Below are 26,988 nucleotides of genomic sequence, written 5' to 3'. Positions count from 1 at the left end.
ACGCCACACGCGGCACGTTTTTGGACTGCCAGGCTGGGGGGCGAATGGACAGCAGCTTTGCGGTAGCGTTGCCCAAGGTCAGCTCTGGGCCCGTTGAAGACAGTCACTGTTCCCGCAACGCTCCACTTGCCCTCCAGACCAGACGACCTACGCCACTTGCGAAACAGCCCGTTAGCCTCCCTCCACGTTGTTTAACTAGAATTCAACCCAATCGCTAGGGGTGTCCTGCAATCAATCCGTTGCAGGGCTGAGATCAAACCCTTCGAACCTGTTGCCTGCATCGTTTTACTTTGCAGGCTTGAGATCATCCTCGCGCAGGGAAGCCAAGTCCGCCATGACCAGCCCGGAATGCATTGAGGGCCGCAGGTGGGCCGCCCCCTGCTCTGTACCGCTACGGAGCCTGCCCATGTCTTCCTCCCCCGCCGCACCCGCCAACGAAGCGCTGGCCCCCGTCTCCCCCGACCGCCGCGTCTTCCAGTGGCACGACCATGCCTCGCTCTGGTTCAGCCTGGGCGTGGGCCTGCTGGTCATGCAGGTGGGCGCCTACCTGATGCCTGCGCTGGGTACGCAGGAGGCACTCATCGCCATCGTGGCCGGCTCCATCGTGGGCGCGGGCCTGCTGGGCTGGGTGGCCAAGCTGGGCGCCGACAGCGGCCTGGCCAGCGCGGGGCTGATGCACGCGGTGTATGGCCGCACGTTTGCCAGCCTGCCGATCCTCCTGAACATCGTGCAGCTGGTGGGCTGGGGCACCTTCGAGCTGGTGGTGATGCGCGACGCCACGGTGGCCATCGGCCAGCAATCGGGCGCGATGGCCGGTGCGCATTGGCCGGTGCTGGCCACGCTGCTGTGGGGCGGTGTGGTGATGCTGCTGATCAGCGGCTCCATGGTGCAGCTGGTGCGCAAGGTGATCGCGCGCGTGGCGCTGCCGCTGGTGGTGCTGTCGCTGCTGTGGCTGTCGTGGCAGTTTTTGTCGCTGGCGCAGGCGCAGGGCTTTGAAGCGCTGTGGACGCGCAAGGGTGAAGGCGGCATGGGCGTGCTGCCCGCGCTGGACCTGGTGATCGCCATGCCCATCTCGTGGCTGCCGCTGGTGGCCGACTACGCGCGCCATGGCAAGAACGGTGGTTCGGCGCTGCGCGGCACCTGGCTGGGCTATGCGCTGGCCAATATGTGGTGCTACACGCTCGGGGTGCTGGTGGCGCTGACCTTGCCCAGCAAGGACCTGGTGCAGGCGCTGCTGCTGGCCCAGGGCGGGCTGATCGCGCTGTCGCTGATCCTCATCGACGAGGTGGACAACGCCTATGGCGACACCTACTCGGGCGCGGTGTCGGCCCACAGCCTGCTGCCCCGATGGGGCGTGCGCAAGTGGGGCCTGGCCATGGCTGCGGTCTGCACCGCCCTGGCACTGGTGCTGCCCATGCACAGCCTGGAGCCCTTCCTGCTGCTGCTCAGCTCGGTGTTCGTGCCACTCTTCGGCGTGATCCTGGGGCGCCTGGCCTTTGGCGCCAACGCCCCCGCCCTGCTGGCGGCGGCGCGCCGGGTGAATGCCGCGCCCGTAGCGATCTGGGTCGTGGGCATCGCCGTGTACCACCTCGCGCCCCAGGTGGCGCCCGCTGCCGGGTCGGCCCTGCCGGCGCTGGTGTTCAGCTTTCTGCTGGCCTGGGCCACACGGCCGCGTGCGGCCTGACATCGACGCTTCTCTTTTGATAGCTTGCAGCGCTTGATGCGCAAGCGCTGCAGGTCAAAAATCTAAAAAACTCAGAGCCTGAGAGTTTTTTGACCGTGCCTGAGCAGCGCGCCATAACGCCCCCGATCAAGGCGCAAAGCGCAGCCATAGCGCGGGCTATGGCGAGCATTTGCTTGCGGCGTGCGGGGGTGTTTTGGCGTGATGAGCGGGCATGGGCGAAAGACTCTCAGGCTCTCAACCCTGCACCACCACCTGCGCCACCGGTGCATGGCCGTGGTTCAGCGGCCCGTGGCCATGCCCCGTGTGCACATCGGCCCCGGCAGCGATGGCGCCCAGGATGTAGCTGCGGGCGCGCTCCACCGCCTGCACCAGGGGCAGGCCCAGCGCCAGATGCGCCGCAATCGCCGACGACAGCGTGCAGCCCGTGCCGTGGCCGTTGTGCGTGGCGATGCGTGCGGACTCCAGCCGCTGCACCACGCCGTCGCGTGTGGCGAGCACATCCACCACCCAGTCCCCGGGCAGGTGGCCGCCCTTGAGCAGCGCCGCTGGCGCGCCCAGCGCAAGCAGGCCCTGCACCGCACCTTGCAGGGCATCCACCCCCTCCAGCGGGCGGCCCAGCAGCCAGCCCGCCTCATCCAGGTTGGGGGTAATGACCTCGGCCAGCGGGAACAGCTCCTGCACCAGCACGCCCACGGTTTCCTGCGCGATGAGGCGGTCGCCGCTGGTGGCCACCATCACCGGGTCCAGCACCACATGCGGCAGTTGGTAGCTGCGGATGGCGTCGGCCACCACGCGCACCACCTCGGGCGAATGCAGCATGCCGATCTTGACGGCGTCCACGCCGATGTCCTGCACCACCGCGTCGATCTGGGCCTTGAGCATCTCGGGCGGAATGCCGTGGATGCCCGTGACGCCGCAGGTGTTCTGCGCCGTGATGGCGGTGATGGCCGTCATGCCGTAGCAGCCCAGGGCGCTGAAGGTCTTGAGGTCGGCCTGGATGCCCGCACCGCCGCCGCTGTCCGAGCCGGCGATGGAGAGCACGCGTGCATAGCGGCGCGCCGAGGACGGCGCCTGAGTCGAAGATGTCATGGCAAAAATTATGGCCTATGCGCTAGCGCAAAAAGAGCGGCCCGGGCTTGTGCTGTAATTGATTTTTCCGGACGAAACAGGGGTGTCCCGCCGTTTTGGTGTGCGACTGAGAAATACCCTGGGGCCCCACAGAACGCCGCGCACCGCACGGCGCCTCCTGGCCCCGCTACCCGATCCAGGTCATGCTGGCGTGGGGAGTTTCCATCAGCGGCACAGCCCCGTTTTGTCCATTGTTGCCTGCCAGCACACGGACACACCGACGGACTTATGCCACTTCAACCCTCTTCTTTTGCTATTCTGGGCGCGGGCCTCATGGGCCGATTGCTGGCCGTGGAGCTGGCGCGCCAAGGGCATCAGGTCAGTATCCATGACGCGGGCAGCCCCGCCGCCGAAGGCTCTGCCGCCACCGTGGCGGCCGCGATGCTGGCGCCCCTGGCCGAATCGGCCATCACCGAGCCCGGCGTGGTGCGCATGGGGCACCATGCCCTCGGCCGCTGGCCCGAGCTGCTGGCACCACTGGCCGAGCCGGTGTTCTTCCAGCAGGCAGGCACCCTCATCGTCTGGCACCGGCAGGACGCCGCCGAAGCCCAGCGCCTGACCCGCCAGCTGGAGGCCAACCAGCGCACCGTGCCCGAGCTGCCCGCCCTGCAAAAGCTCGGCAGCGAAGCCCTCGCGCAGGCCGAGCCCACACTGGCCCAGCGCTTTGCCCAAGGCCTGTACCTGCCCGGCGAAGGCCAGCTCGACAACCGCCAGTTGCTGGCGGCGCTGGTGGTGGAGATGGAGCGGCTTGCGGTGCGCACGCATTGGCACAGCCCCCAGTCGCCCGACACCTTCTCGCCCGGCGCCCCCGGCCAGCCCGACTGGGTGCTGGACTGCCGGGGCCTGGGCGCCAAGCCCCAATGGCCCGCACTGCGCGGCGTGCGCGGCGAGGTGGTGCGCATCCACGCGCCCGACGTGACGCTGCAGCGCCCCACGCGACTGGTGCACCCGCGCTACCCGATCTACATCGCGCCCAAGGAGAACCACCTGTTCGTGATTGGCGCGACCGAGATCGAATCGGACGACCTCTCGCCCGCCAGCGTGCGCTCCACGTTGGAGCTGCTCAGTGCCGCCTACGCCGTGCACCCCGGCTTTGCCGAGGGCCGCATCCTGGAGCTGGCCACACAGTGCCGCCCCACGCTGCCCGACAACCTGCCCGCCATCCGCCAGCCGCGCAAGGGGGTGCTGGAGATCAACGGCCTGTACCGCCATGGCTTCATGATCGCACCCGCTTTGCTCGATGTGACCCTGGAAGTGCTGAACGCGGGACAATCGGGGCTTTCGCAACGTTTTGATCTTGCGCTGGACCTGGAGCCCGCCAGCGCGGCCACCGCTCTCGCATGAACATTTCCATCAACCAGATTCCGCACGAACTGCCCGAAGGCGCCACCGTGGCCGATGCCGTGGCCGCAGTCGCGGCGCGCCCGCCCTTTGCCGTGGCCGTGAACACCACCTTCGTGCCCAACACCCGCTACGCCGCGCAGGCCCTGCAGCCCGGCGACCGCGTGGAAATCATCTCGCCCGTGACGGGCGGCTGACTTGCCTCCAGACCATTTGAAAGCAATGGACCTGACCATATACATGCCCCAGACACCTCTCCCAGATCCGTTCGGGCTGAGCCTGTCGAAGCCAGGGCGCCCTTTGCCAACAGCCCTTCGACAGGCTCAGGGCGAACGGGTTATTCGAGATAAGTATCCAATCAGGAAAACATGCCTCTAGCGCTTATCCACCAAGCGCTAAAAGCTATCAAAATAATAGTAACAACATGACCACTCCGACGCCCCAAGACTCCCTGGTGCTGTACGGCCAGCACTTCGCCAGCCGCCTGCTGCTGGGCACGTCCCGCTACCCATCCCCCGCCGTGCTGGAAGCCGCCGTGCAGCGCGCCCGGCCCGCCATGGTCACCGCCTCGCTGCGCCGCCAGGGCAGCAACCCGGCCGAAAGCGGCAGCAGCTTCTGGGAGCTGCTGCGCAAGCTGGGCGTGCCCGTGCTGCCCAACACCGCCGGCTGCCACAGCGCGCAAGAGGCCATCACCACCGCGCAGATGGCGCGCGAGGTGTTCAACACGCCGTGGATCAAGCTCGAACTGATCGGCGACGACTACACGCTGCAGCCCGACACGCTGAACCTGGTGGGGGTGGCCGAGCACCTCATCAAGGAAGGCTTCCAGGTGCTGCCCTACTGCACCGAAGACCTGGTGCTGTGCCAGCGCCTGGTGGATGTGGGCTGCCAGGCCGTGATGCCCTGGGCCGCGCCCATCGGCACGGGGCGCGGCCCCGTGAACCCCTATGCGCTGCAAACGCTGCGCGAACGCCTGAATGTGCCGCTGTTGGTGGACGCGGGCCTGGGCCTGCCGTCGCATGCCTGCCAGGTCATGGAATGGGGCTATGACGGCGTGCTGCTGAACACGGCCGTCGCCCTGGCGCAAGACCCGGTGGCCATGGCCGGTGCCTTTGCCGACGCGGTGAATGCCGGCCGCACGGCACACCGCGCCGGCGCCATGTCGGCGCAGGACTCCGCCCAGCCCAGCACGCCCGTGCTGGGCACCCCCTTCTGGCACCATGCACACCATGCGTGACACCGCCGCCCTGGCGCAGGAGATCCTGGCGCACCACGCAGCCACCTTTGCGGGCTTTGCGCCCGAACCCGTGCCCACCCCCACCCGCCAGGACCAGGCCTACCTGGCCGCCCTGCAGGCCTGCAGCGCCCTGGGTTTTATTGCGCACGATGCCGAGTGCCTCGCGCAGGCCTGGCAGGCCCGCACCGAGCGCACAGGGCGCCAGGAGCCCGCACTGTGGCCCGATGGGCCCGAGGATTTCGGACTGCAGCCGGTGCCGCGCGCACAGGCATTTGCCGCCTGCCCACAGAACCTGGGCCTCTATGCCGTGCTGCCCGATGCCGGCTGGGTGGGCCGCATGGCCCGCGCAGGCGTGCCCACGGTGCAGTTGCGCTTCAAGTCCGACGACGCCGCAGCCATTGAACGTGAAGTGCGCGCTGCGGTGCAGGCCGTGCAGGGCACCGGTGCGCTGCTGTTCATCAACGACCACTGGCGCGTGGCCATCGCCGCTGGCGCCTATGGCATCCACCTGGGTCAGGAAGACTTGGATGCGCTGGACGCCCAGGCGCTGCAGGTGCTGCGCGGCTCGGGCCTGCGCCTGGGGGTCAGCACCCACGGCTATGCCGAAATGGTGCGCGCCGATGCCGTGGGCCCCAGCTACGTCGCCATGGGGGCGGTGTTTCCCACCACCCTCAAAAGGATGGCCACTGCACCGCAAGGGGTGGGTCGGCTGGGGGTGTATGCGCGCCTGCTGCGCCACTACCCACAGGTGGCCATTGGCGGCATTGGGGCAGAACAGTTTGCGCAGGTACTGGCCACGGGGGTGGGGTCCATCGCCGTGGTGCGGGCCCTGGTCAATGCGCCCCATCCCGAGGACACGGCAGCGCAGCTGATGAAGCGCATGCAGGCGCCCGTGCCCGGCAACTCGTAGCACCCGCACCGCGCAGGGAACACAGGGGCTGGCAGCCCCTGTTTTACTTGCTGCGGTCGGTTTTTGCCTTCATCTGCTCCATCTCCAGTCGCAGCTCCATCAGATCGTTCTCCATGCCAAAGCCCACGGGCTGCCCGGGGGGCGGCGCAGCGGTCACGGGCACGGCAGGCAAATCGCTGAGGGTCAGGTGCACCGGCTCGGACAGATCCAGGTCCAGCGGGGAGTCGGCCCTGCCCTCTTCGCCGATGGCGGACGGGGCGGATGGCGTGGGTGCACCGGCCGCGGCACGCGGAGACTGCAGGCCAAAATCGAACTCCAGGCTCGCGGCCAGTGAATCCAGGAGCAGGTCATCCTGCGGGGCGGCGGAGGCCAGGGGGGCCGTGGCAAAGGGAGGCGGCTCGGCCACCAGCACATCGGCCCGGGGCGGCGCCAGCGGGGTGGTCCGCTTGCGTGGCGGCGGCTCTCCCCGGGCGCTGGCTGGCGTGGTCTGCGCAATGGAAAGCAGCAGCAGCAGGTCATCGTAGGCGGCCAGGTCGAACGGCTCGACAACCTCGCCCCCTGCGCGGCGGAACAGGAACTTCTCCAGCAGCTGCAGCACGGCCGGCGTGGTCCACTCGGCCTCAATTTCGGCCAGTGCATCGGTGTAGTGGTACAGCATGCGCCCCGTGCGATGGAAGCCGGAGAACTCGGGCACCTGCGCATTGAAGGACTGCATGAACTGGGAGCGCAGCTGGGCGAATTCGTCCACGCGGCTGAGGGTGTGGTACAGCTGCAGCAGCTCCAGATAGGCCAGCGGCGATGTCTCGCGGTGCTCGGCGATGTGGTTCTTCAGGACCTCGATGGCCTGCTGGTGCTCGCCCACCGAGATGAAGAATTCGGCCTGCTGCTGGATGTCAAACAGCTCTTCCGGGTTGACGATGTGCAGCGCCGAAGGGGCCACGGCGACGGGCTTTTTCGCCAGGGGCGCTGGGGCGCTGACCGCCGGGCTGGTCGCCACGAACGGCGCCGGGGCCGAGACCGGTGTGAATGCAGGCACCAGCGGCTCTGGGGCCGGGGCCTCCTCCTCGTGCCCTGGCTGCGTCTCGGGCGGCAACCAGGAGTCCCCCGGATCAGGGGCCAGGCCCAGGGTTTCCTCGTGTGCCGCGCCCGCATCGCGCGCGCCCAGGGCCACAGAGTCGCCCCAGGCCCGCACGGCCTTCTGGGAGGCGCTGCGCAGCCGCATCCCCATCCAGGCCGCCGCTGCCAACGCCAGCAGCAGCAAGCCGCCCAAGGCGTACACGATGGTGGCGGGGAAGCGTTCTTGTTCCACCAGTTCCAGCTGCTGCTGCAACTGCGCTGCAGCCGCACGGTCCTTGGATGCCTGCGCACGCATGGCGGCCACCTCGGACTCCAGTGTTTTCAGTTGCTCGCTGTCCTTGAGCAGGGTTTCCGGCTGTGCATTCAGGGACTTCCAGAGCGCAATCGCCTGGGCGCGCTGCACCGACATTTCCTCCGACGGCGTGACCGACAGCTCGGCGCTGGTGCGCAATGGCAGCGGGCTGTCCAGCCAGGTGTCCAGGGGCTCGATCACCAGGCGAGAGCGGTGGGCGGGCGAAGTGCCCGCAGCCAGGGCCTTGGCGGGCGGCCGCGCAGGGGCCACGGCCGGCGGCCGGGGCACTGGCGGCTGGGGAGCCGCCTGCTTGCCGGGCGGGGCCGGCGCCGGGCGGCTGTCCTGTGCCTTCGTAAAGGGCTTTGCGGCCTCGGCCGCCCCTGCGGCGGGCAGGCGCGACAGCTCGACCGGCAACGCGGACGCAAAGCGCGGGGTGATCGTGGGAAGGTCGGAGAGAAAGGTGTAGGTGCGTGTGGTCTTGCCCGCACACCCTGCCGAGAGGGTCACCGTCAGCACGGGCTCATCAAGCGCAACCGAGGCCATCACCCGCACGCCCGAGGGGCGGCCCCGCACTTCGGGCAAGGGGATGACGCGGACCTTGCTGTCACCAATCGCGTTGTCGCCAGCCACCAGTTTCGCCGTGACGCAGGAAGACGCGACATCAGTGCCCGGATCGGGCTGCAGTTCAAACGCCAGATCGACAGGAGCCCCCAACACCACCGTGCCACTACCACTGCCCAGGGACAGCGCCGAAGCTCCAGCTGCAAACACCCACAGCCCAGGCCCAAAAATGGTGTTACGGATTTTCACAATAAGTTCTGTTTCTGGTCCGAGGCATTCTTGCACATAAGTCCCAGATAAGGCCAGAGCCATAATGGCGCTATGAAAATTCAGTTTCCCAACATCGCTATCGTGGGCACCGGCGCCATGGGCCGGGGCATTGCACAAATCGCCGCCCAGGCCGGCAGCCAGGTTTTTCTGCTGGATGCCAACCCCGGCGCCGCCGATGCGGCCAAGGCAGCGCTCCAGGAACAATGGAGCAAACTGGTCGCCAAAGGCCGCATCGACGCCGCGCAGGCCAGCGACTTGACCGCACGGCTGCACCCCGTCAAGGCCGTGGCCGACCTGGCGGGCTGCGACCTGGTGGTGGAGGCCATCGTGGAGCGTCTGGACGTGAAGAAGACACTGTTTGCCGAGCTCGAAGCCGTGGTGCGCCCGGATGCCGTGCTGGCCACCAACACCTCGTCCCTGTCCGTCACCGCCATCGGCGCGGGCCTGCAGCGGCCCGAGCGCTTTGCCGGCTACCACTTCTTCAACCCGGTTCCGCTCATGAAGGTGGTGGAAGTGATCGCCGGGCTCAAGACCGATGCCACCGTGTGCACGGCCCTGGCGGCCTACGCACGCGAGATGGGCCACACGCCCGTGCAGGCGCAGGACACGCCCGGTTTCATCGTGAACCACGCCGGTCGCGGCTATGGCACCGAGGCCCTGCGCATCGTGGGCGAAGGCGTGGCCGATTTCGCCACCATCGACCGCATCCTGCGCGACCAGGTGGGCTTCAAGCTCGGGCCGTTCGAGCTGATGGACCTCACGGCACTCGACGTGTCGCACCCGGTGATGGAATCCATCTACCGCCAGTACTACGACGAGCCGCGCTTTCGGCCCAGCGTGATCACGGCGCAGCGCCTGGCGGGTGGCATCGTGGGCAAGAAGGTGGGCGAAGGTTTCTACCGCTATGTGGACGGCGCGGCGCAGGTACCGGCCGAAGCCCCGGTGCCCGTGGTCAACGACATCCCTCCCGTCTGGGTATCTCCGCGCGCTGCCCGGCGCGCCGAGCTGTACCAGCTGCTCAAGGACCTGGGCGCCACCATCGAGACGGGGCAATCGCCCTCGCCCCACGCCATCACGCTGGTGGCGCCACTGGGCTTCGACGTGACCACCGTGGCCGTGGTCGAGCGGCTGGACCCGGCCCGCACCATCGGCATCGACATGCTGATCGACGACGCGGCCACCAAGCGCCGTGTGCTGGCCACCAACCCCGCCACGCGCGTGGACATCCGCAATGCCGCGCATGCGCTGTTTGCGCGCGACGGCAAGGCCGTGAGCGTGGTCCGCGACAGCGGCGGCTTCGTCACCCAGCGCGTGGTGGCCACCATCGTCAACATCGCAGCCGACATCTGCCAGCAGGGCATCTGCTCGCCCAAGGACCTGGAGACCGCCGTGACCCTGGGCCTGGGCTACCCACTGGGCCCATTGGCCATGGGCGACCGCTGGGGCCCCACCAACATCCTCGAAGTGCTGTTCAACATGCAGACCGTGTATGGCGACACCCGCTACCGCCCCAGCCCCTGGCTGCGCCGGCGCGGCGCCATCGGCCTGAGCCTGACGCATGTAGAAGAAAACTGAACGCCCGCACCAAAGCCACACATGCCCGCAGAACTCCGAAGCACCAGCCAGGGCCAGACCCTGATCCTGACCCTGAGCAACCCCGAGCGGCGCAACGCCATCGACCCGTCCATGTACGCGGCGGGCGTGGAGGCGCTGAGCGTGGCCGAGAGCAGCGCCGACGTCCGCAGCGTGGTCATCACCGGGTCCGACGGCATGTTCTGCTCGGGCGGCAACCTGCAGCGGCTGCTGGCCAACCGCCAGCTACCGCCTGAAGTGCAGGCCCAGAGCATCGAGGGCCTGCACAACTGGATCGAAGCCATCCGCACCTACCCCAAGCCGGTGATTGCGGCCGTGGAAGGCGCAGCGGCGGGCGCGGGCTTTTCGCTGGCGCTGGCCTGCGACTTCATCGTGGCGGCGCGCAATGCCGTGTTCGTGATGGCCTACAGCAACGTGGCACTGTCGCCCGATGGCGGCGCAAGCTGGAGCCTGTCGCAGGCCCTGCCCCGCCAGATCGCCACCGAGATCCTCATGGGCGGCGACCGCATCGGGGCCGAGCGCCTGCATGCGCTGGGCCTGGTCAACCGCGTGGCCGAGGCGGGCTCTGCACTGGACGCCGCGCTGGCGCTGGCCGAACAGCTCAATGCCAAGGCCCCCAACGCCCTGGCCAGCATCAAGGAGTTGCTGAACGAAGCGCCCCACGCCGGCCTGACCCAGCACCTGGGCCACGAGCGCGACCACTTCGTGAAGAACCTGCACCACGCCAACGGCGGTGCAGGCATCTCCGCCTTCCTCGAAAAACGCGTGCCGCGCTACGAGTAAGCCGCCAACACATCCACGCCCCAAAGCCCCTGGCAGCCGAACCGGCTGCCAGGGGCTTTTTGCTGCGCGGCTGCGCGACCGCAGCAGACGCGCAGGTGACAACCCTGACGCAGCGCGCAGGTCCCTCACGCGACAATGGTCCCGTTACCAGTCACGCAAAAGACAGACCATGGACGACCCGATTCTTACTATCGAAGAACGTGAAGCGATCAACTCCGGTCGCTGGTTTTCATCCCTCTCACCTTCGCTACGCCACGACATCCTGCGATGTGCATACGTCAAACGCTTCAAGGACGGCGGCCTCATCGCCGCACGCGGAGATCCGCCCGAGGAGTGGATTGCCTGCGCACGCGGTGCTGTGCGGGTGAGCTCCACCTCCATCTCGGGCAAGCAGATCACGCTGACCTATGTGGAGCCGGGCATCTGGTTCGGCGACGTGGCGATCTTCGACGGCGACCGGCGCACGCACGACGCGTATGCGCATGGCGACACCACCATCCTGTGTGTGGCCAAGGCCGACTTCAAGAAGATCCTCGCAGCGCACACCGAGTTCTACGAAGCCATGCTGCGCCTGCATGCGCGGCGCATCCGCCAGCTCTACGGCCTGGTGGAAGACCTCAACACCCTGCCCCTGCGCGCGCGGCTGGCCAAGCAGCTGGTGCACCTGGTGCGCAGCTACGGCATTCCCAGCCTGTCGGATGGCAGCGAGATGCGCATCGGCCTGCAGCTGGCGCAGGAAGAACTGGCGCAGCTGCTGGGCGCATCGCGCCAGCGCGTGAACCAGGAGCTGAAAGCCATGGAACGCGAGGATGCCATTCGCATCGAGCCGGGCGGCCTGGTGGTGCGCGATCGCGAGGCACTGATGCGCATTGCCGAAACCGACAACTGAAGAAAAAACACAAACTCCCCGCCCTTCCATGAGCAACTTCGACCACTTCGTGGGCACCCGGCCCGTTTCCGACCAGCACGCGTTCGATACCGCCGCGCTGAGCACCTGGCTTGCGCAGCACATGGAGGGCTTTGCCGGCCCCCTGACGGTCGAGATGTTCAAAGGCGGGCAGTCCAACCCCACCTACAAGCTCATCACGCCCACCACCAGCTATGTGATGCGCGCCAAGCCCGGCCCAGTGGCCAAGCTGCTGCCCTCGGCCCACGCCATCGAGCGCGAGTTCGCGGTGATGAGCGGCCTGTACGGCACCGACGTGCCCGTTCCGCGCATGTTCGTGCTGTGCGAGGACGAGTCGGTGATTGGCCGCGCCTTCTACGTGATGGAGTGCATGCAGGGCCGCGTGCTGTGGGACCAGTCCCTGCCCGGCATGTCGCAGGCCGAGCGCGGTGCGATCTACGACGAGATGAACCGTGTGATCGCGGCATTGCACACCGTAAAGTTTGCGGACCGGGGCCTGGCCAGCTACGGCAAGCCCGGCAACTATTTCGACCGCCAGATTGGCCGCTGGAGCAAGCAGTACGTGGCCTCCGTCACGCAGCCCATCCCCGAGATGGACAAGCTCATGGAATGGCTGCCCACACACATCCCCGCCGGCGCGCGCGATGAACGCCAGGTGTCCATCGTGCATGGCGACTACCGGCTGGACAACCTCATGTTCCACCCCACCGAGCCCCGCGTGATCGCCGTGCTCGACTGGGAGCTGTCCACCCTGGGCCACCCCCTGGCCGACTTCAGCTACCACTGCATGAGCTGGCACATCCCCGCCGCCATGGGCCGGGGCATTGCGGGCCAGGACCTGGCCGCACTCGGCATCCCCAGCGAAGACAGCTACATCCGCCTGTACTGCGAACGCACCGGCATCGCCACACCCGAGGCGCTGCGCGCCGACTGGAACTTCTACCTCGCCTACAACATGTTCCGCATTGCGGCCATCCTGCAGGGCATTGCCAAACGCGTCGAGGCGGGCACCGCCTCCAGCGCGCAGGCCAAGGCCTCGGGCGACACCGCGCGGCCCATGGCCGAGCTGGCCTGGTCGTTTGCACAGCGCGGCTAAGGACACCCGGACACAGGCCAAGGCACAGGCGCCGCCCCACGATTACCAACGGAGAAGAAACCCATGGACTTTGACTACTCGCCCAAAACCAAGGAACTGCAGGCCAAGCTGCTCCAGTTCATGGACGACCACATCTACCCGAACGAAGCCAGCTACACCGCCGAGCTGGCGGCCAACACGGCCGCAGGCAAGCGCTGGAGCGCGCTCAAGACCATCGAAAACCTCAAGCCCAAGGCCCAAGCCGCCGGTTTGTGGAACCTGTTCCTGCCGGTGGACAGCGCTGCCGCCTCGGGCTACGCCGGTGCGGGCCTGACCAACCAGGAATACGCGCCCCTGGCCGAGATCATGGGCCGCGTGCCATGGGCGAGCGAGGTGTTCAACTGCTCGGCCCCCGACACGGGCAACATGGAAACCATCGCCCGCTACGGCGACGAGGCCAACAAGGCCCGCTGGCTCAAGCCCCTGCTCGAAGGCAAGATCCGCTCGGCCTTTGCGATGACCGAGCCCGACGTGGCATCGAGCGACGCCACCAACATCGAAACCCGCATCGAACGCCAAGGCGACGAGTACGTGATCAATGGCCGCAAGTGGTGGATCTCCGGCGCGGCAGACCCGCGCTGCGCCGTGTTCGTGACCATGGGCAAGACCGACCCCGAGGCGCCCAAGCACTCGCAGCAAAGCATGGTGCTGGTGCCCGCCGATGCCAAGGGCATCACCATCATCCGCCCGCTGAACGTGCTGGGCTACGACGACGCGCCCCACGGCCACGTGGAGATGACCTTCGAGAACGTGCGCGTGCCCGTCTCCAACATCCTGCTGGGCGAAGGCCGTGGCTTCGAAATCGCACAGGGGCGCCTGGGCCCCGGCCGCATCCACCACTGCATGCGCCTCATTGGCCTGGCCGAGCGTGCATTGGAGCTGATGTGCAAGCGCGCCTCCTCGCGCACCGCCTTCGGCAAGACCGTGGCCCAGCAGACGGTGACGCAAGAGCGCATTGCCGAGGCCCGCTGCAAGATCGACATGGCCCGCCTGCTCACGCTCAAGGCCGCCTGGCTGATGGACGTGGCCGGCAACAAGGTCGCCAAGACCGAGATCGCCATGATCAAGGTCGTCGCCCCCAGCATGGCCTGCCAGGTCATCGACTGGGCCATGCAGGTGCATGGCGGCGGCGGCATGTGCGACGACTTCCCGCTCGCCTACGCCTACGCCGGCGCACGCACGCTGCGCTTTGCCGACGGCCCGGACGAAGTGCACCGCAACGCGATTGCCAAGTGGGAGCTGGGCAAGTACGGCACCTATGGCCGTGATGCGGGTGTGCCCATCACGCGCGGAGCGTGATCGCGCGGGCTGCACAATGAGCAACGGGGCCACAGGCCCCGTTTGCTTTTTGGGTCGGCATGGCGAGGGGGTTTACCGCTCGACGTTCGGCAGATCGTCCGGCCCCGCCACCGACAGGGGCGGCAGGTTCTGCAGGGCGGCCTGGGCGCCTGTCAGCAGCATCTGCGTGGCATGTGCGATCTCGGCCAGGTTGCGCTGCGTGTGCTCCATGCGCACGTAGACCTTGCCGCGCACCAGCATCAGCACCAGCGGTGACTGCGCACGGGTGGCGCCGTGCTCGCCCTCCAGGAAGTTGAGCAACTGCGACACCATGGGCGCGTGGATCCAGCGCTGGGCCACGTCGATGCGCTCGGCGATCACCGCGAAATGCTGGCGGAAGGACGCGGGCAGGCCGGGCCAGGTCATCTCCTCATACATGGCCAGCCAGCGCATTTCCTCGGGCAGGTTGGCATCCACCGTGGTCTGCAGCGTGTCGGTGATGGCGTTGTAGGCGCTACCCTCCAGCGCCTCGTGCAAGGAACGGTTGAGCACCATCACGGCCGCATCCGGGTCGGCGCCTACATCGGCGCGGCCACGCAGTTCCAGGCCGCGCACGTAGTCGCGCGTGGGGGCACCGCATTCCAGCCGCCAGGGGTGGCCGCCCACATCGCCCCCCAGGTCGAAGTGCCCCTCGGTGGCCGACGGCACGATGGCCAGTTGCTGCGACGCAGCCCAGCGGGCCACTTCCTTGTTGGTGACGGGCCGAGCGGCAGCGGCGGCGGACGGACTAAAGGCTTTGCGCAGGCGATCGAACATGGCCAGGGGGAAGCAGGAGGCTTCGCAAGAGTCGCGGGTACAGGCATTATTGGGGGCATTCGCCGGGGAAGAAAGCCCCCTCGTGAAAGCCCCCCTGAGTCGCCTGCGGCGCCTTCCCCCGGAGGGGGACGCACCCGGTGGCCTGGCAAAGCCAGCTCCACGGGTGCACTGGCCTTGCGCCGCGCCCGTTTCACCGGCCTGGGGTGGGGCACAGCGTTTGGACGACTTGCATGTTTTCACCATGAACCGCCGTCTCGCCTTCTGCGCCATAGGTTGCACGCTGGCCTTCGCGCCGCTGGCCGCCCTGGCGCTGCCCGCCGATGCCTCGGCCAAGGCCCGCCAGCTGGTGCGCTGGGCCACGGACATGGCCGACCACCAGGGCCTGCCTTTCGCGGTGATCGACAAACCCTGGGCCCGCATCCATGTGTTTTCGGCCCAGGGGCAGTGGCTGGGCAGTGCGCCGGTGTTGCTGGGCGCAGCGCGGGGCGACCGGTCGGCGCCCGACCTGGGCACGCGCCCGCTGGCACAGATCCGGCCGGAGGAGCGCACCACACCTGCAGGCCGCTTTGTGACCGAACCGGGGCGCAACCTGCGCGGGGAAGACATTGTGTGGATCGACTACGACTCGGCCGTGTCGCTGCACCGGGTGCGCAGCGTCAGCGCCTCGGAGCGCCGCCGCCAGCGCCTGGTCAGCGGCAGCGCACGCGACAAGCGCATCAGCTACGGCTGCGTGAATGCGCCCGAGGCGTTCTACAACCAGCACATCGCCCCGCTGTTCGGGCAGGGGCCCGGCGTGGTCTACGTGCTGCCAGACACGGAATCATTTGCTACATTTTTTGCAGCTGCTAGCGCTTACCCATAAAGCGCCAGAGGCATTTTTCTCAGACTGCCAACTGAACCCGGTGTCATCTCGCTCAGGCCGTCTGCAGCCGGAACACGGACCGGCGCCCGCCCACAGTGAGCCCGCGCGCATTGACGACGTGCGCAGACCGGCACTGCACCAAAGCAGCGCGCTGGCCGGCGTCCAGCCAGCCCAGCCAGCCCAGCCAGCCCAGTTGGCCCGTCACTCCACGGCCACGGCGCCCCAGTGCTGGCATTCGGGCAGGCCGCCCCGGGTGACTTCAATCAGCGCTACAACCCCCATGGTGATGCTTCCTGGCAGCGGCCTTAGCGCGCGGCGGTGGGAGGGGTTGCGGGTGCCAGCGTCAGGCTGTGCACCCAGCGCACGGGCTGGCGCTGCAGCGCGCGGTAGCCGGTGTCGGCCCAGGTGGTGCTCATGTCGCGGTAGCGCGGCGAAAACACCAGGCCGCTCTGGCCCGTCTGGTAGATGAAGCGCGATTGCTCCAGGTCCGCCAGGTCGTACACCGCGCGCAGCGAGGCGGCATGGCGGTTCACATACGGGCCCTGGGCCTCGCCCGCGTTGTACTGGCCCACGTTCACGGTGTACGAGTCTCCGTGCGAGGGCACGCTCACGTCAAAGAAGCGCGCCAGCGCGGGCACATTGCCAAAGGGCCGGTGCACGCTGAGTGCGGGGTGCGCCGTGCCCCAGCGCCACTGGGCGGGGTCTGTGCCGTAGGCGGTCTGCAGGCGGTCCAATGCGCGGCCCAGGGCGGCGGCAGACTGCGCTGCGCAGGTCGCGGGCTGGCACCACCAGGTGTCGTTGCGCTCCAGGATGCCTTCGATGGCCGCGCGGTAATCGCGCTTGCCGTAGGTGGCCTTGAAGCGGTCTTCGCCAATGCGCGGAATGATCAGGCCCCGGGCCAGTTCGTCCGTCCAGGCCACGAAGATCAGTGGCGCGGCCCGGCCCGCGTCCATCACGCCGTCAAAGCCCTGCAGCTCTTTCTGCGCAGCGGCCGCCAGCGCGTGCGTGGACTGCGCCTGCTGCAGGTGCGGCAGCAGGCGCCGTGTGGCCAGCGAGGCCACATCGCGGTGGATGGCCTGCATGCTGGCCGCGTCGTGCTTGGGGATGGCCTCGATGAGCTGTGCGATGCGCTCGTAGCGGTAGGGCAAGGCCCAGTCCTGCGTGAGGAAATGCGGGTAGCCGGGCGCCGTCACGCGCTGGTTGGCCGTGGCCACCCAGCCCTTGCCACCATCGTCCTGCGGGGTCTCTTCGTAGGGCAACCAGCCCTTCCAGTCGTAGCGCGCCTCCCAGCCAGGCGATGGCGCCACGCCCCGGATGTCGTTGGCGGCATCGCGCAGTGGCACGCGGCCCGCGGCCTTGAAGCGGATGCTGCCCTGGTCGTCGGCCGCCACCACGCTCTGCATGGGCGAGTGGTAGTGGGCCAGGCCCGCAAAGAGTTCGTCCACCGTTTTGGCCTGGTTGGTCTTGAGGCCCGCCAGCACCGTCTGGTTGTCATCGTCCAGCGCGCTCCAGCGCAGCGCCAGCACATATTTGCCCAGGTCCAGCACCTCCGCGTGCGACTTCTGCACGTCGCTCAGCACGGGCCCGTGGCGGGTGCTGCGCAGCTGCAGCAACACGTCGGCTGCGCCCTTGACGCGGATGGTCTCGTTGCGCACGGCAAACGGCGCCCAGCCCTCGGGCGTGCGGTACTGCGTGGGGTTGGCCGGGTTGATCTGCTCCAGGTACAGGTCCTGCACATCGGGGCCGGTGTTGGTGAAGCCCCAGGCCACCTTGTCGGTGCGGCCCAGCACCACGAAGGGCAGGCCCGGCAAGGTGGCACCCACGGCGTCGATGGCAGCGATGGGCGTGCCGTCCGACGCGTGGCCTGCGGGCGCCTGCAGGCCGGCGAAGTACCAGATGGCCGGGGCCGACAGGCCCAGGTGCGGGTCGTTGGCCAGCAGCGGCTTGCCGCTCACGGTGCGCGAGCCGGCAATCACCCAGTTGTTGCTGCCCTTGCCTTCGTTGGTGCCCGCGTTGCGGGTCAGCTCATCGGCCCAGGCCAGCATGCCGGCGCTGATCTGGCGCGCCAGCGGGCCTTCTGCTTGGGGACTGGTGGGTTCCGCCGCGCGGCCCTGCGCCGCCGCCGTGGAGCCCGCATCTGCCGCGCGGTACACGCCCAGCTGGCGGTACAGCGCCGCCAGGTCGGCCGAGGCGGCGGGCTTCTCGCCCGGATAGGGCGGCATGAGCTGCCAGAGGCGGTCGGTATCGAGCGTGCGTGCCACCGACAGGCGCGCGAACTCGGTGCCCCAGTTGCCGCCCAGGTCCAGCGCCATCATCAGTGCCCAGCCCACGCTGTCCTCGGGCTCCCACACGGCGCCCCGCGCGCCACCGGGCTGCACGCCCAGCAAATGGAACTCGGGCGGCAATGCCTGCGGGCGGTTCTGGTGGAAGGCATGGATGCCCTGGCTGTAGGCCTGCAGGGCCTCCTTGGCATACAGCGGCAGGCCGGCGTACTGGCGCCTGGCCACGCCCGCAATGTCGAGCGCGCGCATGAGCTTGTCGGTCTCGACCGTGGCGGGGCCGAAGACTTCGGACAATTCCCCATGCATGACCCGGCGGTTGAATTCGAGCTGCCAGGTGCGCTCCTGCGCATGCACGTAGCCCAAGGCGAACCAGGCGTCCTGCGGGGCCTGCGCGCGCACATGTGTCACGTCCGATGCGTCACGCTGCACGCGCACGGCCTCACGCAGCCCCGGCACCTGCAGCGTGCCGTCCACCACCGCAAAGCTGCGCTGCACATACACCGCCGCCCCCGCACCCACCAGCAGCGCCGCCACCACCAGCCCGACGGCCGTCCGCTTCATCCACGCCATGCGATGTCTCTCCTGTTGCTGTGTTGCGTTGTGTTGCCTGTCCGGGGCGGTGCCCCCCCTGTGCGGCGCAGGCAGGGCCGCGGCACGCCGCTTCGGCCCTGCTGTGCACCAGGCGTTCAGCCCAGGTGCACGCTGGTACCCACCACGTGGAAGTTCACGGCCGGCGCGCTGGGCTCCGTAAAAGGCACCCCCAGTGCGATCTGCCCGGTGCCGTGCAGGATGCAGGCATCGCGGCGCAGCCGCACGGGCGCATCGCTGCCGTCAAAGCGCACCCAGGTGCCAAAGCTGCTCATGTCGGTCAGCACAAAACCGCTGTTGCGCCAGTCGATGCGCGCATGCAGGCGCGACACGCGGGGGTCGTTGATGCACAGCTGCGCATGGGTGGCACGCCCCACGTGCACCGGGGCGTCCGACGAGGTGAACGACATGTCCACGCCATGCCATGAGAACTGAATCTGCCCCAGGATCGGGTCCACCGGGGCAAAGCTGCTGACCAACGCCGCCTGCATGGTGAGGGAGTCCGGCGCCTCGTCTTCACGCCACTCCACGTGGTAGAGCATGAGCGCCTCGGCCTTGCCACGGATTTCCATGAGGCCCAGCTTGCGGTACCAGACATCGGGGGCGGTGCTGGCCAGCAGCACCGTGGTCTCGGTGGCCCAGATCTCGGCGGGCCCGGCGCGCTCGCACAGGCGGGAGGCCACATTGACCGCGTCGCCATAGCAATCGCCGTCCACATCCACCACCTCGCCACTGGCCACGCCCACGCGGATGTCCATGCGCAGCGGCTGCGGCCAGCGGCCCAGCCGCTCCTGGTGCTGGCGAAGCATGGTGGCGGTGGCCGACACCGCCCCGGCCGCATCACCAAAAACGCACAGCACGCCGTCGCCCAGCTTCTTGACCACCCGCCCCCCATGGGTTTCGATGGTGTCGGCAATCCACTGGGTGACCTGGGTCACGGCCTCCGTGGCACGCTCGTTGCCCAGCGTTTCGTACAACGAGGTGCTGCCCGAGATGTCCGCAAAGACCACCGTTGACAGCACGCTCATGAACGATGGCCTGTTAGTAACATCATGTGAATCAGTTTAGTGCAAGCGCCCTGAAGACGCACCCACCCAAGCGTTAACAATCCTGCGCCCCAGACTTTGACCCCGGCGGGCACCGCCGCACCGTGCATGGCCGGGCACCATGGGACCGGGCCGTGAATGCATGGCGCCGGTGGTCGCCCCCTTGGGAAACGGCGCCATGAGCGCCTGCCATGCCCCGAAGCCGGGCGGCGTCAGGACATTGCAAGCCTTGGCCCCGGATGCGTAAAAGTTCGCAACAAACCGCGCCAGCGTGTTGTCTTTATGCAAAAACAGGAGCACTACCCTTGCGTCAATCATCGCTCCCGCTTAATTTGATCGACTCTGTTACAAAAACCGTTTTGCGCCCCATCCATGCGCTGGAACAAACCCAATCTTCGCAACAACCTGCACGACCTGCTGGGCCGCGACAAGCCGTCGTCGACGGCCTGGGTGCGCGACCAGGGCCTGGAAGACGTCCGCCAGGCCATGCTGCAAGGCCTGATGGGCCTGTCGGGTTGCGAAGTGGCGCGCATGAACATGCGGCTGCGGTACGCGGGCGACATCGAGGCGCTGTGGTACCTGCGCACCGACCTTTTTGAAACCCTGGTGCCCTTGCGCGGGCAAGCCATTGCACAAAAGGTGCTGGACCAGGTCACCCCTTTGTTCCAGGGGCAGTTGCCATTGTCCCTGCGCACCCCCCAAGTGCCGCAGGAACCCCGGTTCAGAAACTTCTGAACTGAAGAATTGAAAAAGGGCACCCTGCAAGGCGCCCGACAACCCGCCGTTTCAGTGCGGGTGCCCCCAGTAGATCAGCGCATCGCGCGCCTCCACCGACAGCGACACCGTCGCCCCCACCGGCAGCAGCACCTTGGTCTCGACATGCCCGAACGGCAGGTTGGTCAGCACGGGCGCCTTGATCTGGGTGCGCAGCCAGTCCACCACCGACTGCAGCTTGTAGCCCTTGTCGTGCGACGCCAGCGTGAAGTTGGTGAACTGCCCCAGCACCACGGCCTTTTGCTGTGCCAGCACGCCGGCGTGCAGCAGCTGGGTGAGCATGCGCTCGATGCGGTAGGGGTGCTCGTGCACATCCTCCAGAAACAGCACCCCGCCCTTGATGGCCGGAAAGTACGGTGTGCCCACCAGCGAGGCCAGCACGGCCAGGTTTCCGCCCCACAGCGTGGCACTTTTCACATACACATCGGGCACCGCCGGTTTGCCCGTGGTGGCGTGGGGCTTTTCGTTGTTCATGCGCCAGCCCGTGCCTTCGCCATGGCCGGTGAGCAGGTCGTCAAAGCAGGCTTCCATGATGTCGTCCGGCTCGCCCGCCACGCCAAAGTCGGCACCCAGTGAGGGGCCGGCCCAGGTGGTGGCACCGGTCTTGGCCAGCACGGCGAGCTGGAAGGCCGTGAAGTCGCTCACCCCGACAAAGTGCATGCCTTTTTCAATCGCCTTGGCCACGGCCTTGTAGCGGATGCCCGGCAGGATGCGCGTGAGGCCATAGCCCCCGCGCGAGATCAGCGCCACATCGGCACCGCTGGCGGCAGCGCGGTGGATGGCCGCCAGCCGCGTTGCGTCGTCACCGGCAAAGCGGGTGTGGGTGGCGAGGGCATCGGTGTCCACCTCGACCTCATGGCCCAGGGCCTTCAGGCGGGCCAGGCCGCGCTTGAAGGCCGCCTTGTCGCGCACTGCGCTGGAGGGCGAATAGATGTAGATGTGCCGGGGACCGTGGTCGTGGTGGCACTGCGAATGGTCGTGATCGTGATCGTGCAAAGCGCTCAGGCCCCGAGGGGCCTGCTCCGTCAAAAAGAGAGGTCCGGCGCCGCGTCAGCCGGCAAAGCGGCCGGCACCAGGAAACGAGAAGTATTCCACAGCCCGCGCTGCCACCGCCTCGCCGTGCTCCTGCACAAAGTGCCCCGCATCCGGCAGCACCACGGGCTCTGGGCAGCCCCGGATGGTTTGCTGCAGCGCGCGCATGGTGGGCAAGCCCAGCACCGGGTCTTGTGCACCCACCACCATCAGGCTGCGGCCTTGCCACTGGTGCTGCCAGAAATCGCGGGCCGCACGCGACACGGCGGCCCCAGGGGCATCCACCGCCTGCGGCACCCGCTCGGGAAACGCCCGCAACGCGGCGCGGTAGCCCCGGTCGGGGAACGGCGCATCGTAGGCCGCGCACTCTGCGGGCGTGAGGTGCGGGTTGCCGCGCGCGAGCAGCCGCCCCACGCCATACAAAGGCTTGTCGCGGCACATGGCGCGCCAAGCGACAAAACCTGCGGGCAACGCCGCGTCGCCCGTGGCCAGCAGCGTGTTCATCACCAGCAGGCCTGCAAAGCGCTCCGGCATCGCCACGGGCAGCGTCAGGCCCAGGATGCCCCCCCAGTCCTGCACCACCAGCACCACGTTGCGCAGATCGAGTCGCTCGATCAACTCCAGCAGCACCTGGCGGTGCCAGTCGAACTGGTGGGCGCCCTCCTTCTTGGGCTTGTCGCTTTTGCCAAAGCCGATCAAATCCGGCGCCACCACGCGGTCGCCTGCGGCCAGAAAAATGGGCAGCATGCGCCGATACAGGTAGCTCCAGGCCGGATTGCCGTGCAGGCACAGCCAGGTGCGGGGCGCATCGCGGGGGCCTTCGTCCAGGGTGTGCATGCGCAGGCCAGCCAGGCTGGGCAGGTCGCTGACATACTGCGGCGCCCAGGGGTAACCCGGCAGGTGGGCAAACGCGGCATCGGGCGTGCGCAGTGCGTCGTCGCGCAACGGGTGGCGGGCCAGCGCCTCGGCGCGCTGCTGGCGGCGGCGCTGGGTAAAAAAGCCGCTGAGCAGGCTGCCACATTCGTCGGCCAGCACCCCGCCCACAACCTCGGTCTGGTGGTTGATCTCGGCATGGCCGAACAGGTTGAGCACCGAGCCTGCCGCGCCCGTCTTGGGCTCCACCGCGCCGTAGACGACGCGGGCCAGACGCGCATGCAGCATGGCGCCGCTGCACATGGCGCAGGGCTCCAGCGTCACATACAGGCTGCAGCCGTCGAGCCGATAGTTGGAGAGGCGTTGTGCCGCGGCGCGCAGCGCCACGATCTCCGCGTGGGCCGTGGGGTCGTGGCCCTGCACCGGGGCATTGCGGCCCGTGGCAATCACCTGGCCGTCCTTGACCACGATGGCACCCACGGGCACCTCGCCCGCCTGGGCGGCTGCCTGCGCCTCGGCCAGGGCCATGCGCATCCAGTGGGTGTCTGCATCAGCACTCATTGCTATATTTTTAATAGCTTGTAGCGCTTATCCATCAAGCGCTAGAGGCATTTTTATTACTTTGCAGCGTCCTCGGGCATGGGGCGCGCCTGCTGCATCAGGCCTTCCACCTGCTGCTTGACCTGTTGCTGCACCTGCTGGCTCTGCTCGCGCACCGTGCCCGTGGGCGCCGATGCGTCGGGGGCCGTCTGCAGCGCAGGCACGGGCGCGCGCGTGGCCGACAGCTGCTTCTTGACCAGCAGGCCCACAAGAGCCAGCGCCACCACCAGTCCGACCAAACCCAACATTGCACGCATGTGATTGCTCCTTGCCGGGCGCCGCTGGCCCGCAGTGGGCTCGACTGTAAAGGCAAATGCAGAACGCAAAAACGGCCGCACGCGGCGGCCGTCGAGTGCGGCGCGAAGGCCTCGGAGGGGGTGAACTTTTGTAGCGAGCGGCTGCCAGGCTAGGCGGACGGAGCGCAGGAACCGGAACGTACTGCCTGTACGTGAGGATTCCGAGCACCGCCCAACGACGCATGGCGGCCGCGCAGTAAAAAGTTCTCCCCCTCTCAGTTCAGCGCCACGCGGCTGCCGTCCTTGAAGGTATAGAGCGTCACTGCGGGCGTGGTCAGCTCACCCTTGGCCGTGAAAGCGATGTTCGCCGTCACGCCCTTGTACTCGGTCTTGGCGATGAAAGGGCCGAACACCTTGGGGTCCACCGAGTTGGCGCGCTTCATCGCGTCGGCCAGCACCATGGCAGCGTCATACGCATAGGGGCTGTAGATCTGGAACTGGCCGGGGAACTTGGCGTCATAGCGCTTCTTCCAGTCGGCGCCACCCTGCATCTTGTCCACCGATGCGCCGCCCGTGGCACAGGTCACATTCTTCAGGGCCGGGGTCTTGCCCGACAGCTCAGGCAGCTTTTCGGTGCACAGGGCGTCACCACCAAAGAACTTCACGTTGCCCAGGCCCAGCTGCTCCATCTGGCGCAGCATGGGACCGGCCTGGGCGTCCAGGCCGCCGTAGAAGATCGCGTCGGGCTTCTTGTTCTTGATGGCCGTGAGGATGGCCATGAAGTCAGTGGCCTTGTCGTTGGTGAACTCCTCGCCCACCACCTTCAGGCCCTTTTGCAGCGCGGTGGCCTTGAAGACCGAGGCCACGCCCTGGCCGTAGGCCGTGCGGTCGTCGATGATGGCCACGCTCTTGAGCTTCTGGTGGTCGGCACCAAACAGCGCCAGTGCTGCACCCAGCGCGTTGTCGTTGGCGATCAGGCGGAAGGAGGTCTTGTAGCCGGGCTTGGTCAGGTCGGGGTTGGAGGCCGACGCCGTGATGTGCGGCAGGTCGCACTTGGCGTAGACCGCCGAGGCCGGGATGGACGTGCCCGACTGCAGGTGGCCCACCACGCCAGCGACTTTCTGGTCACACAGCTTCTGTGCCACGGCGGTGGCCTGGCGCGGATCACCCGCATCGTCTTCGGCGGCGATCTCGAACTTGATCTTCTTGCCGCCGATCACCAGGTTCTGGGCGTTGAGGTCGTCAATCGCCAGGCGCACGCCGTTTTCGGTGTCCTTGCCGATGTGGGCAATGCCGCCCGACACAGGGCCCGCATGGGCGATCTTGACAGTCTGCACGTCTTGCGCAGAGGCCACGCTGGCGGCCAGCGCGATGGCGGTCAGGGCAGAAACGCGGAACAGGGGCGAGGAAGCAAAAGCGGGGCAAAACACGGTACGAGGTCTCCAGAATCAGTCAAAGCAGGCTTGTTGTGCACCGATCTTGTACACAACAAGCCCCGCATCCTAGCCATGACAGCGGCCATTTGCCGCACTTGCTATGCAAACTTAGCAATTTGCTCCGGCATTAACCACGCTAATGGGCAGCCCTCCCCCAGGCACGCACCGGGGTGCGCTGGGATAATCACGCCCCATGTCTCTCCTGCCCCACCAGCTCGAACTGCTCTCCCCCGCGCGCGATGCCGACATTGGCATCGAAGCCATCAACCACGGCGCCGACGCCGTCTACATCGGCGGCCCCGCGTTTGGTGCGCGGGCCAGCGCGGGCAACGACATCCGGGACATCGAGCGCCTGGTGCAGCACGCGCACCGCTTCAACAGCCGCATCTTCATCACCCTGAACACCATCCTGCGCGACGACGAGCTGGAGGCCGCGCGCCAGATGGCCTGGCAGGTGTACGAGGCCGGTGCCGATGCGCTCATCATCCAGGACATGGGCCTGCTCGCCCTGGACGACCTGCCGCCCATCCAGCTGCACGCCAGCACCCAGACGGACATCCGCACGCCCGAGAAAGCGCGCTTTTTGCAGGACGCGGGCCTGTCGCAGATCGTGCTGGCGCGCGAACTCACGGTGCAGCAGATCGCCGCCGTGCACAAGGCGCTGGGGCCGGTGGATGCACCGGGCCGCGCCAACATCGAGTTCTTCATCCACGGCGCGCTGTGTGTGGCCTACAGCGGCCAGTGCAACATCAGCCATGCGCAAACCGGCCGCAGCGCCAACCGGGGCGACTGCAGCCAGGCCTGCCGCCTGCCCTACCAGGTGACCGACGCACAGGGCCGCTTCATCGCGCACGACAAACACGTGCTCTCGATGAAGGACAACAACCAGAGCGACAACCTGCGCGCGCTCATCGACGCGGGCGTGCGCAGCTTCAAGATCGAAGGCCGCTACAAGGACATGGGCTATGTGAAGAACATCACGGCCCACTACCGCACGCTCATCGACGAGATCCTGGAAGAGCGCGAAAGCGCGGGCCGCCCGCTGTCGCGCTCGTCCAGCGGCAGCACCCGCTTCACGTTCACGCCCGACCCGCTGCAGAACTTCAACCGCGAGTTCACCGACTACTTCGTGACCGGCCGCAAGGAAGACATCGGCGCGTTCGACAGCCCCAAGAACCCGGGCCAGGCCATCGGCTGGGTGACCAAGGTGGGCCCCGACTTTGTGGAGCTGGAGGTGAGCAACCCCGCCACCGTGCTGCACAACGGCGATGGCCTGTGCTACTACGACCTGCACAAGGAGCTGGTGGGCATGGCCATCAACGTGGCCGAGCCCGTGTCCGCACGCAGCGTGGGCCAATGGCGCGTGTACCCCAAAGACCCCATGGAGGGCTTCAAGGACCTGCGCAAGGGCACCGAGGTCAACCGCAACCGCGACATGGACTGGGTGCGCACGCTGGAGAAGAAGTCCAGCGACCGCCGCATCGGCCTGTGGGCGCACCTGAGCGAAACGCCATCGGGCTTCAGCCTGATGCTGACCGACGAAGACGGCAACGTGGGCTGCGCCGATGTACAGCACGCCCACCAGAGCGCCACCGATTCCGCCAAGGCCGAGGCCAGCCTGCGCGAGCAGCTCGGCCGCTTTGGCGCCACGATCTTTGCGGTGCACGACATTGCGCTGCAACTCTCCGAGCCCTGGTTCGTGCCCGCCTCGGTGCTCAACGCGCTGCGCCGTGACGCATTGGCCGACCTGGAGGCCCAGCGCGCCCGCAATTTTGCGCGCCTGCCGCGCGCCACACCGGTGGAGCCCCCGGCGCCCTACCCCGAGGACACACTCTCGTTCCTGGGCAATGTGTTCAACCACAAGGCACACGACTTCTACGTGCGCCATGGCGTGAAGGTGATTGACGCCGCCTACGAGGCGCACGAGGAAGAAGGCGAAGTCAGCCTCATGATCACCAAGCACTGCGTGCGCTTTTCGATGAGCCTGTGCCCCAAGCAGGCCAAGGGCGTGACGGGCGTGCAGGGCACCATCAAGGCCGAACCCCTGATGCTCATCAACGGCAAGGAAAAACTCACCCTGCGCTTTGACTGCAAGCCCTGCGAGATGCATGTGGTGGGCAAGATGAAGAAGTCGGTGCTCAACCAGCACGCCAAGGACATGCAGGCCGTGCCCCTGGAGTTCTACCGCACCCGCCCCGCGCCCACCCCGGCATCCACGGGCTGACGGCAAGCCATCGCTGGGTTGCC

General features: G+C 67.6%; 23 protein-coding genes. 13 read left to right on the top strand and 10 right to left on the bottom strand.

Annotated features, from left to right (window positions below):
• The first annotated feature begins 406 nt into the window (after positions 1–406).
• The gene (locus tag DBV10_RS17420) at positions 407–1,684 is read left to right on the top strand and encodes a cytosine permease (RefSeq protein WP_124514856.1); all 1,278 of its coding nucleotides are present in this window, start codon (positions 407–409) and stop codon (positions 1,682–1,684) included.
• A 234-nt stretch (positions 1,685–1,918) separates the two neighbouring features.
• Here the strand turns inward: DBV10_RS17420 and thiD are convergent, their stop codons facing one another.
• Complete coding sequence (gene thiD, locus DBV10_RS17415; protein ID WP_124514855.1) at positions 1,919–2,773, bottom strand: bifunctional hydroxymethylpyrimidine kinase/phosphomethylpyrimidine kinase; 855 nt, start codon at positions 2,771–2,773, stop codon at positions 1,919–1,921.
• 267 nt (positions 2,774–3,040) lie between these two features.
• Here thiD and DBV10_RS17410 point away from each other — a divergent pair, with 267 nt between their 5' ends.
• The 4 genes from DBV10_RS17410 to DBV10_RS17395 all read left to right on the top strand — a co-directional run bounded on the left by DBV10_RS17410 (position 3,041) and on the right by DBV10_RS17395 (position 6,300).
• A complete protein-coding gene (locus tag DBV10_RS17410) occupies positions 3,041–4,156 on the top strand; it encodes an FAD-dependent oxidoreductase (RefSeq protein WP_124514854.1) in 1,116 nt (371 codons plus the stop codon).
• Positions 4,153–4,350 carry a sulfur carrier protein ThiS gene (gene thiS / locus DBV10_RS17405; protein ID WP_124514853.1) on the top strand — a complete coding sequence of 66 codons (198 nt, stop codon included), beginning with the start codon at positions 4,153–4,155 and terminating at the stop codon, positions 4,348–4,350. The genes DBV10_RS17410 and thiS overlap by 4 nt, the downstream gene beginning before the upstream one ends.
• Positions 4,351–4,577: 227 nt before the next feature.
• The gene (locus DBV10_RS17400; RefSeq protein ID WP_124514852.1) at positions 4,578–5,390 is read left to right on the top strand and encodes a thiazole synthase; all 813 of its coding nucleotides are present in this window, start codon (positions 4,578–4,580) and stop codon (positions 5,388–5,390) included.
• Positions 5,383–6,300, top strand: coding sequence for a thiamine phosphate synthase (locus tag DBV10_RS17395; RefSeq protein WP_199740163.1), 918 nt, complete (start codon positions 5,383–5,385; stop codon positions 6,298–6,300). The genes DBV10_RS17400 and DBV10_RS17395 overlap by 8 nt, the downstream gene beginning before the upstream one ends.
• Positions 6,301–6,343: 43 nt before the next feature.
• Here DBV10_RS17395 and DBV10_RS17390 read toward each other — a convergent pair whose 3' ends face one another.
• On the bottom strand, positions 6,344–8,479 hold the full coding sequence (locus DBV10_RS17390; RefSeq protein WP_233589962.1) for a FimV family protein: 2,136 nt from the start codon (positions 8,477–8,479) through the stop codon (positions 6,344–6,346).
• A gap of 72 nt (positions 8,480–8,551) precedes the next feature.
• Between DBV10_RS17390 and DBV10_RS17385 the strand changes: the two genes are divergently transcribed.
• The 5 genes from DBV10_RS17385 to DBV10_RS17365 all read left to right on the top strand — a co-directional run bounded on the left by DBV10_RS17385 (position 8,552) and on the right by DBV10_RS17365 (position 14,217).
• On the top strand, positions 8,552–10,075 hold the full coding sequence (locus DBV10_RS17385; protein ID WP_124514850.1) for a 3-hydroxyacyl-CoA dehydrogenase: 1,524 nt from the start codon (positions 8,552–8,554) through the stop codon (positions 10,073–10,075).
• A 21-nt stretch (positions 10,076–10,096) separates the two neighbouring features.
• Positions 10,097–10,876 carry an oxepin-CoA hydrolase, alternative type gene (locus DBV10_RS17380; RefSeq protein ID WP_124514849.1) on the top strand — a complete coding sequence of 260 codons (780 nt, stop codon included), beginning with the start codon at positions 10,097–10,099 and terminating at the stop codon, positions 10,874–10,876.
• A gap of 169 nt (positions 10,877–11,045) precedes the next feature.
• On the top strand, positions 11,046–11,765 hold the full coding sequence (locus tag DBV10_RS17375; protein WP_100410718.1) for a Crp/Fnr family transcriptional regulator: 720 nt from the start codon (positions 11,046–11,048) through the stop codon (positions 11,763–11,765).
• A gap of 28 nt (positions 11,766–11,793) precedes the next feature.
• Positions 11,794–12,879: a phosphotransferase gene (locus DBV10_RS17370; protein WP_124514848.1), complete on the top strand. Its 1,086-nt coding sequence runs from the start codon at positions 11,794–11,796 to the stop codon at positions 12,877–12,879.
• Between the two features lie 63 nt (positions 12,880–12,942).
• Complete coding sequence (locus DBV10_RS17365; protein ID WP_124514847.1) at positions 12,943–14,217, top strand: acyl-CoA dehydrogenase family protein; 1,275 nt, start codon at positions 12,943–12,945, stop codon at positions 14,215–14,217.
• 72 nt (positions 14,218–14,289) lie between these two features.
• Here DBV10_RS17365 and DBV10_RS17360 read toward each other — a convergent pair whose 3' ends face one another.
• Positions 14,290–15,012, bottom strand: coding sequence for a hypothetical protein (locus DBV10_RS17360; protein ID WP_124514846.1), 723 nt, complete (start codon positions 15,010–15,012; stop codon positions 14,290–14,292).
• 241 nt (positions 15,013–15,253) lie between these two features.
• On the opposite strand from DBV10_RS17360, the gene DBV10_RS17355 reads away from it, so the two are divergent.
• The gene (locus DBV10_RS17355; RefSeq protein WP_124514845.1) at positions 15,254–15,874 is read left to right on the top strand and encodes a hypothetical protein; all 621 of its coding nucleotides are present in this window, start codon (positions 15,254–15,256) and stop codon (positions 15,872–15,874) included.
• Between the two features lie 52 nt (positions 15,875–15,926).
• Here DBV10_RS17355 and DBV10_RS17350 read toward each other — a convergent pair whose 3' ends face one another.
• From DBV10_RS17350 to DBV10_RS17340, 3 genes are all read right to left on the bottom strand, one after another.
• Positions 15,927–16,109: a hypothetical protein gene (locus tag DBV10_RS17350; RefSeq protein ID WP_124514844.1), complete on the bottom strand. Its 183-nt coding sequence runs from the start codon at positions 16,107–16,109 to the stop codon at positions 15,927–15,929.
• A 70-nt stretch (positions 16,110–16,179) separates the two neighbouring features.
• Positions 16,180–18,726: a penicillin acylase family protein gene (locus DBV10_RS17345; RefSeq protein ID WP_124514843.1), complete on the bottom strand. Its 2,547-nt coding sequence runs from the start codon at positions 18,724–18,726 to the stop codon at positions 16,180–16,182.
• Between the two features lie 116 nt (positions 18,727–18,842).
• Complete coding sequence (locus tag DBV10_RS17340; RefSeq protein WP_199740159.1) at positions 18,843–19,772, bottom strand: adenylate/guanylate cyclase domain-containing protein; 930 nt, start codon at positions 19,770–19,772, stop codon at positions 18,843–18,845.
• A 390-nt stretch (positions 19,773–20,162) separates the two neighbouring features.
• On the opposite strand from DBV10_RS17340, the gene DBV10_RS17335 reads away from it, so the two are divergent.
• On the top strand, positions 20,163–20,525 hold the full coding sequence (locus tag DBV10_RS17335) for a hypothetical protein (RefSeq protein ID WP_124514842.1): 363 nt from the start codon (positions 20,163–20,165) through the stop codon (positions 20,523–20,525).
• Positions 20,526–20,576: 51 nt separating this feature from the next.
• Here DBV10_RS17335 and DBV10_RS17330 read toward each other — a convergent pair whose 3' ends face one another.
• The 4 genes from DBV10_RS17330 to DBV10_RS17315 all read right to left on the bottom strand — a co-directional run bounded on the left by DBV10_RS17330 (position 20,577) and on the right by DBV10_RS17315 (position 24,735).
• The gene (locus tag DBV10_RS17330; RefSeq protein ID WP_124514841.1) at positions 20,577–21,560 is read right to left on the bottom strand and encodes an LD-carboxypeptidase; all 984 of its coding nucleotides are present in this window, start codon (positions 21,558–21,560) and stop codon (positions 20,577–20,579) included.
• 54 nt (positions 21,561–21,614) lie between these two features.
• Positions 21,615–23,030, bottom strand: coding sequence for a tRNA adenosine(34) deaminase TadA (tadA, locus tag DBV10_RS17325; protein ID WP_124514840.1), 1,416 nt, complete (start codon positions 23,028–23,030; stop codon positions 21,615–21,617).
• A 56-nt stretch (positions 23,031–23,086) separates the two neighbouring features.
• Entirely contained in the window at positions 23,087–23,326 is a 240-nt protein-coding gene (locus DBV10_RS17320; protein WP_124514839.1) for a hypothetical protein, read from the bottom strand.
• Positions 23,327–23,580: 254 nt separating this feature from the next.
• Complete coding sequence (locus tag DBV10_RS17315; RefSeq protein WP_124514838.1) at positions 23,581–24,735, bottom strand: branched-chain amino acid ABC transporter substrate-binding protein; 1,155 nt, start codon at positions 24,733–24,735, stop codon at positions 23,581–23,583.
• Positions 24,736–24,934: 199 nt separating this feature from the next.
• On the opposite strand from DBV10_RS17315, the gene DBV10_RS17310 reads away from it, so the two are divergent.
• Positions 24,935–26,965 carry a U32 family peptidase gene (locus DBV10_RS17310; protein WP_124514837.1) on the top strand — a complete coding sequence of 677 codons (2,031 nt, stop codon included), beginning with the start codon at positions 24,935–24,937 and terminating at the stop codon, positions 26,963–26,965.
• Positions 26,966–26,988: the final 23 nt, after the last annotated feature.

This window comes from Acidovorax sp. FJL06 (assembly GCF_003852545.1).
In the GTDB taxonomy this organism is placed as follows: Bacteria; Pseudomonadota; Gammaproteobacteria; order Burkholderiales; family Burkholderiaceae_C; genus Acidovorax.
The sequence above is the reverse complement of the archived record's forward strand: the minus strand, read 5'-3'. Positions and strand labels throughout refer to the sequence as shown.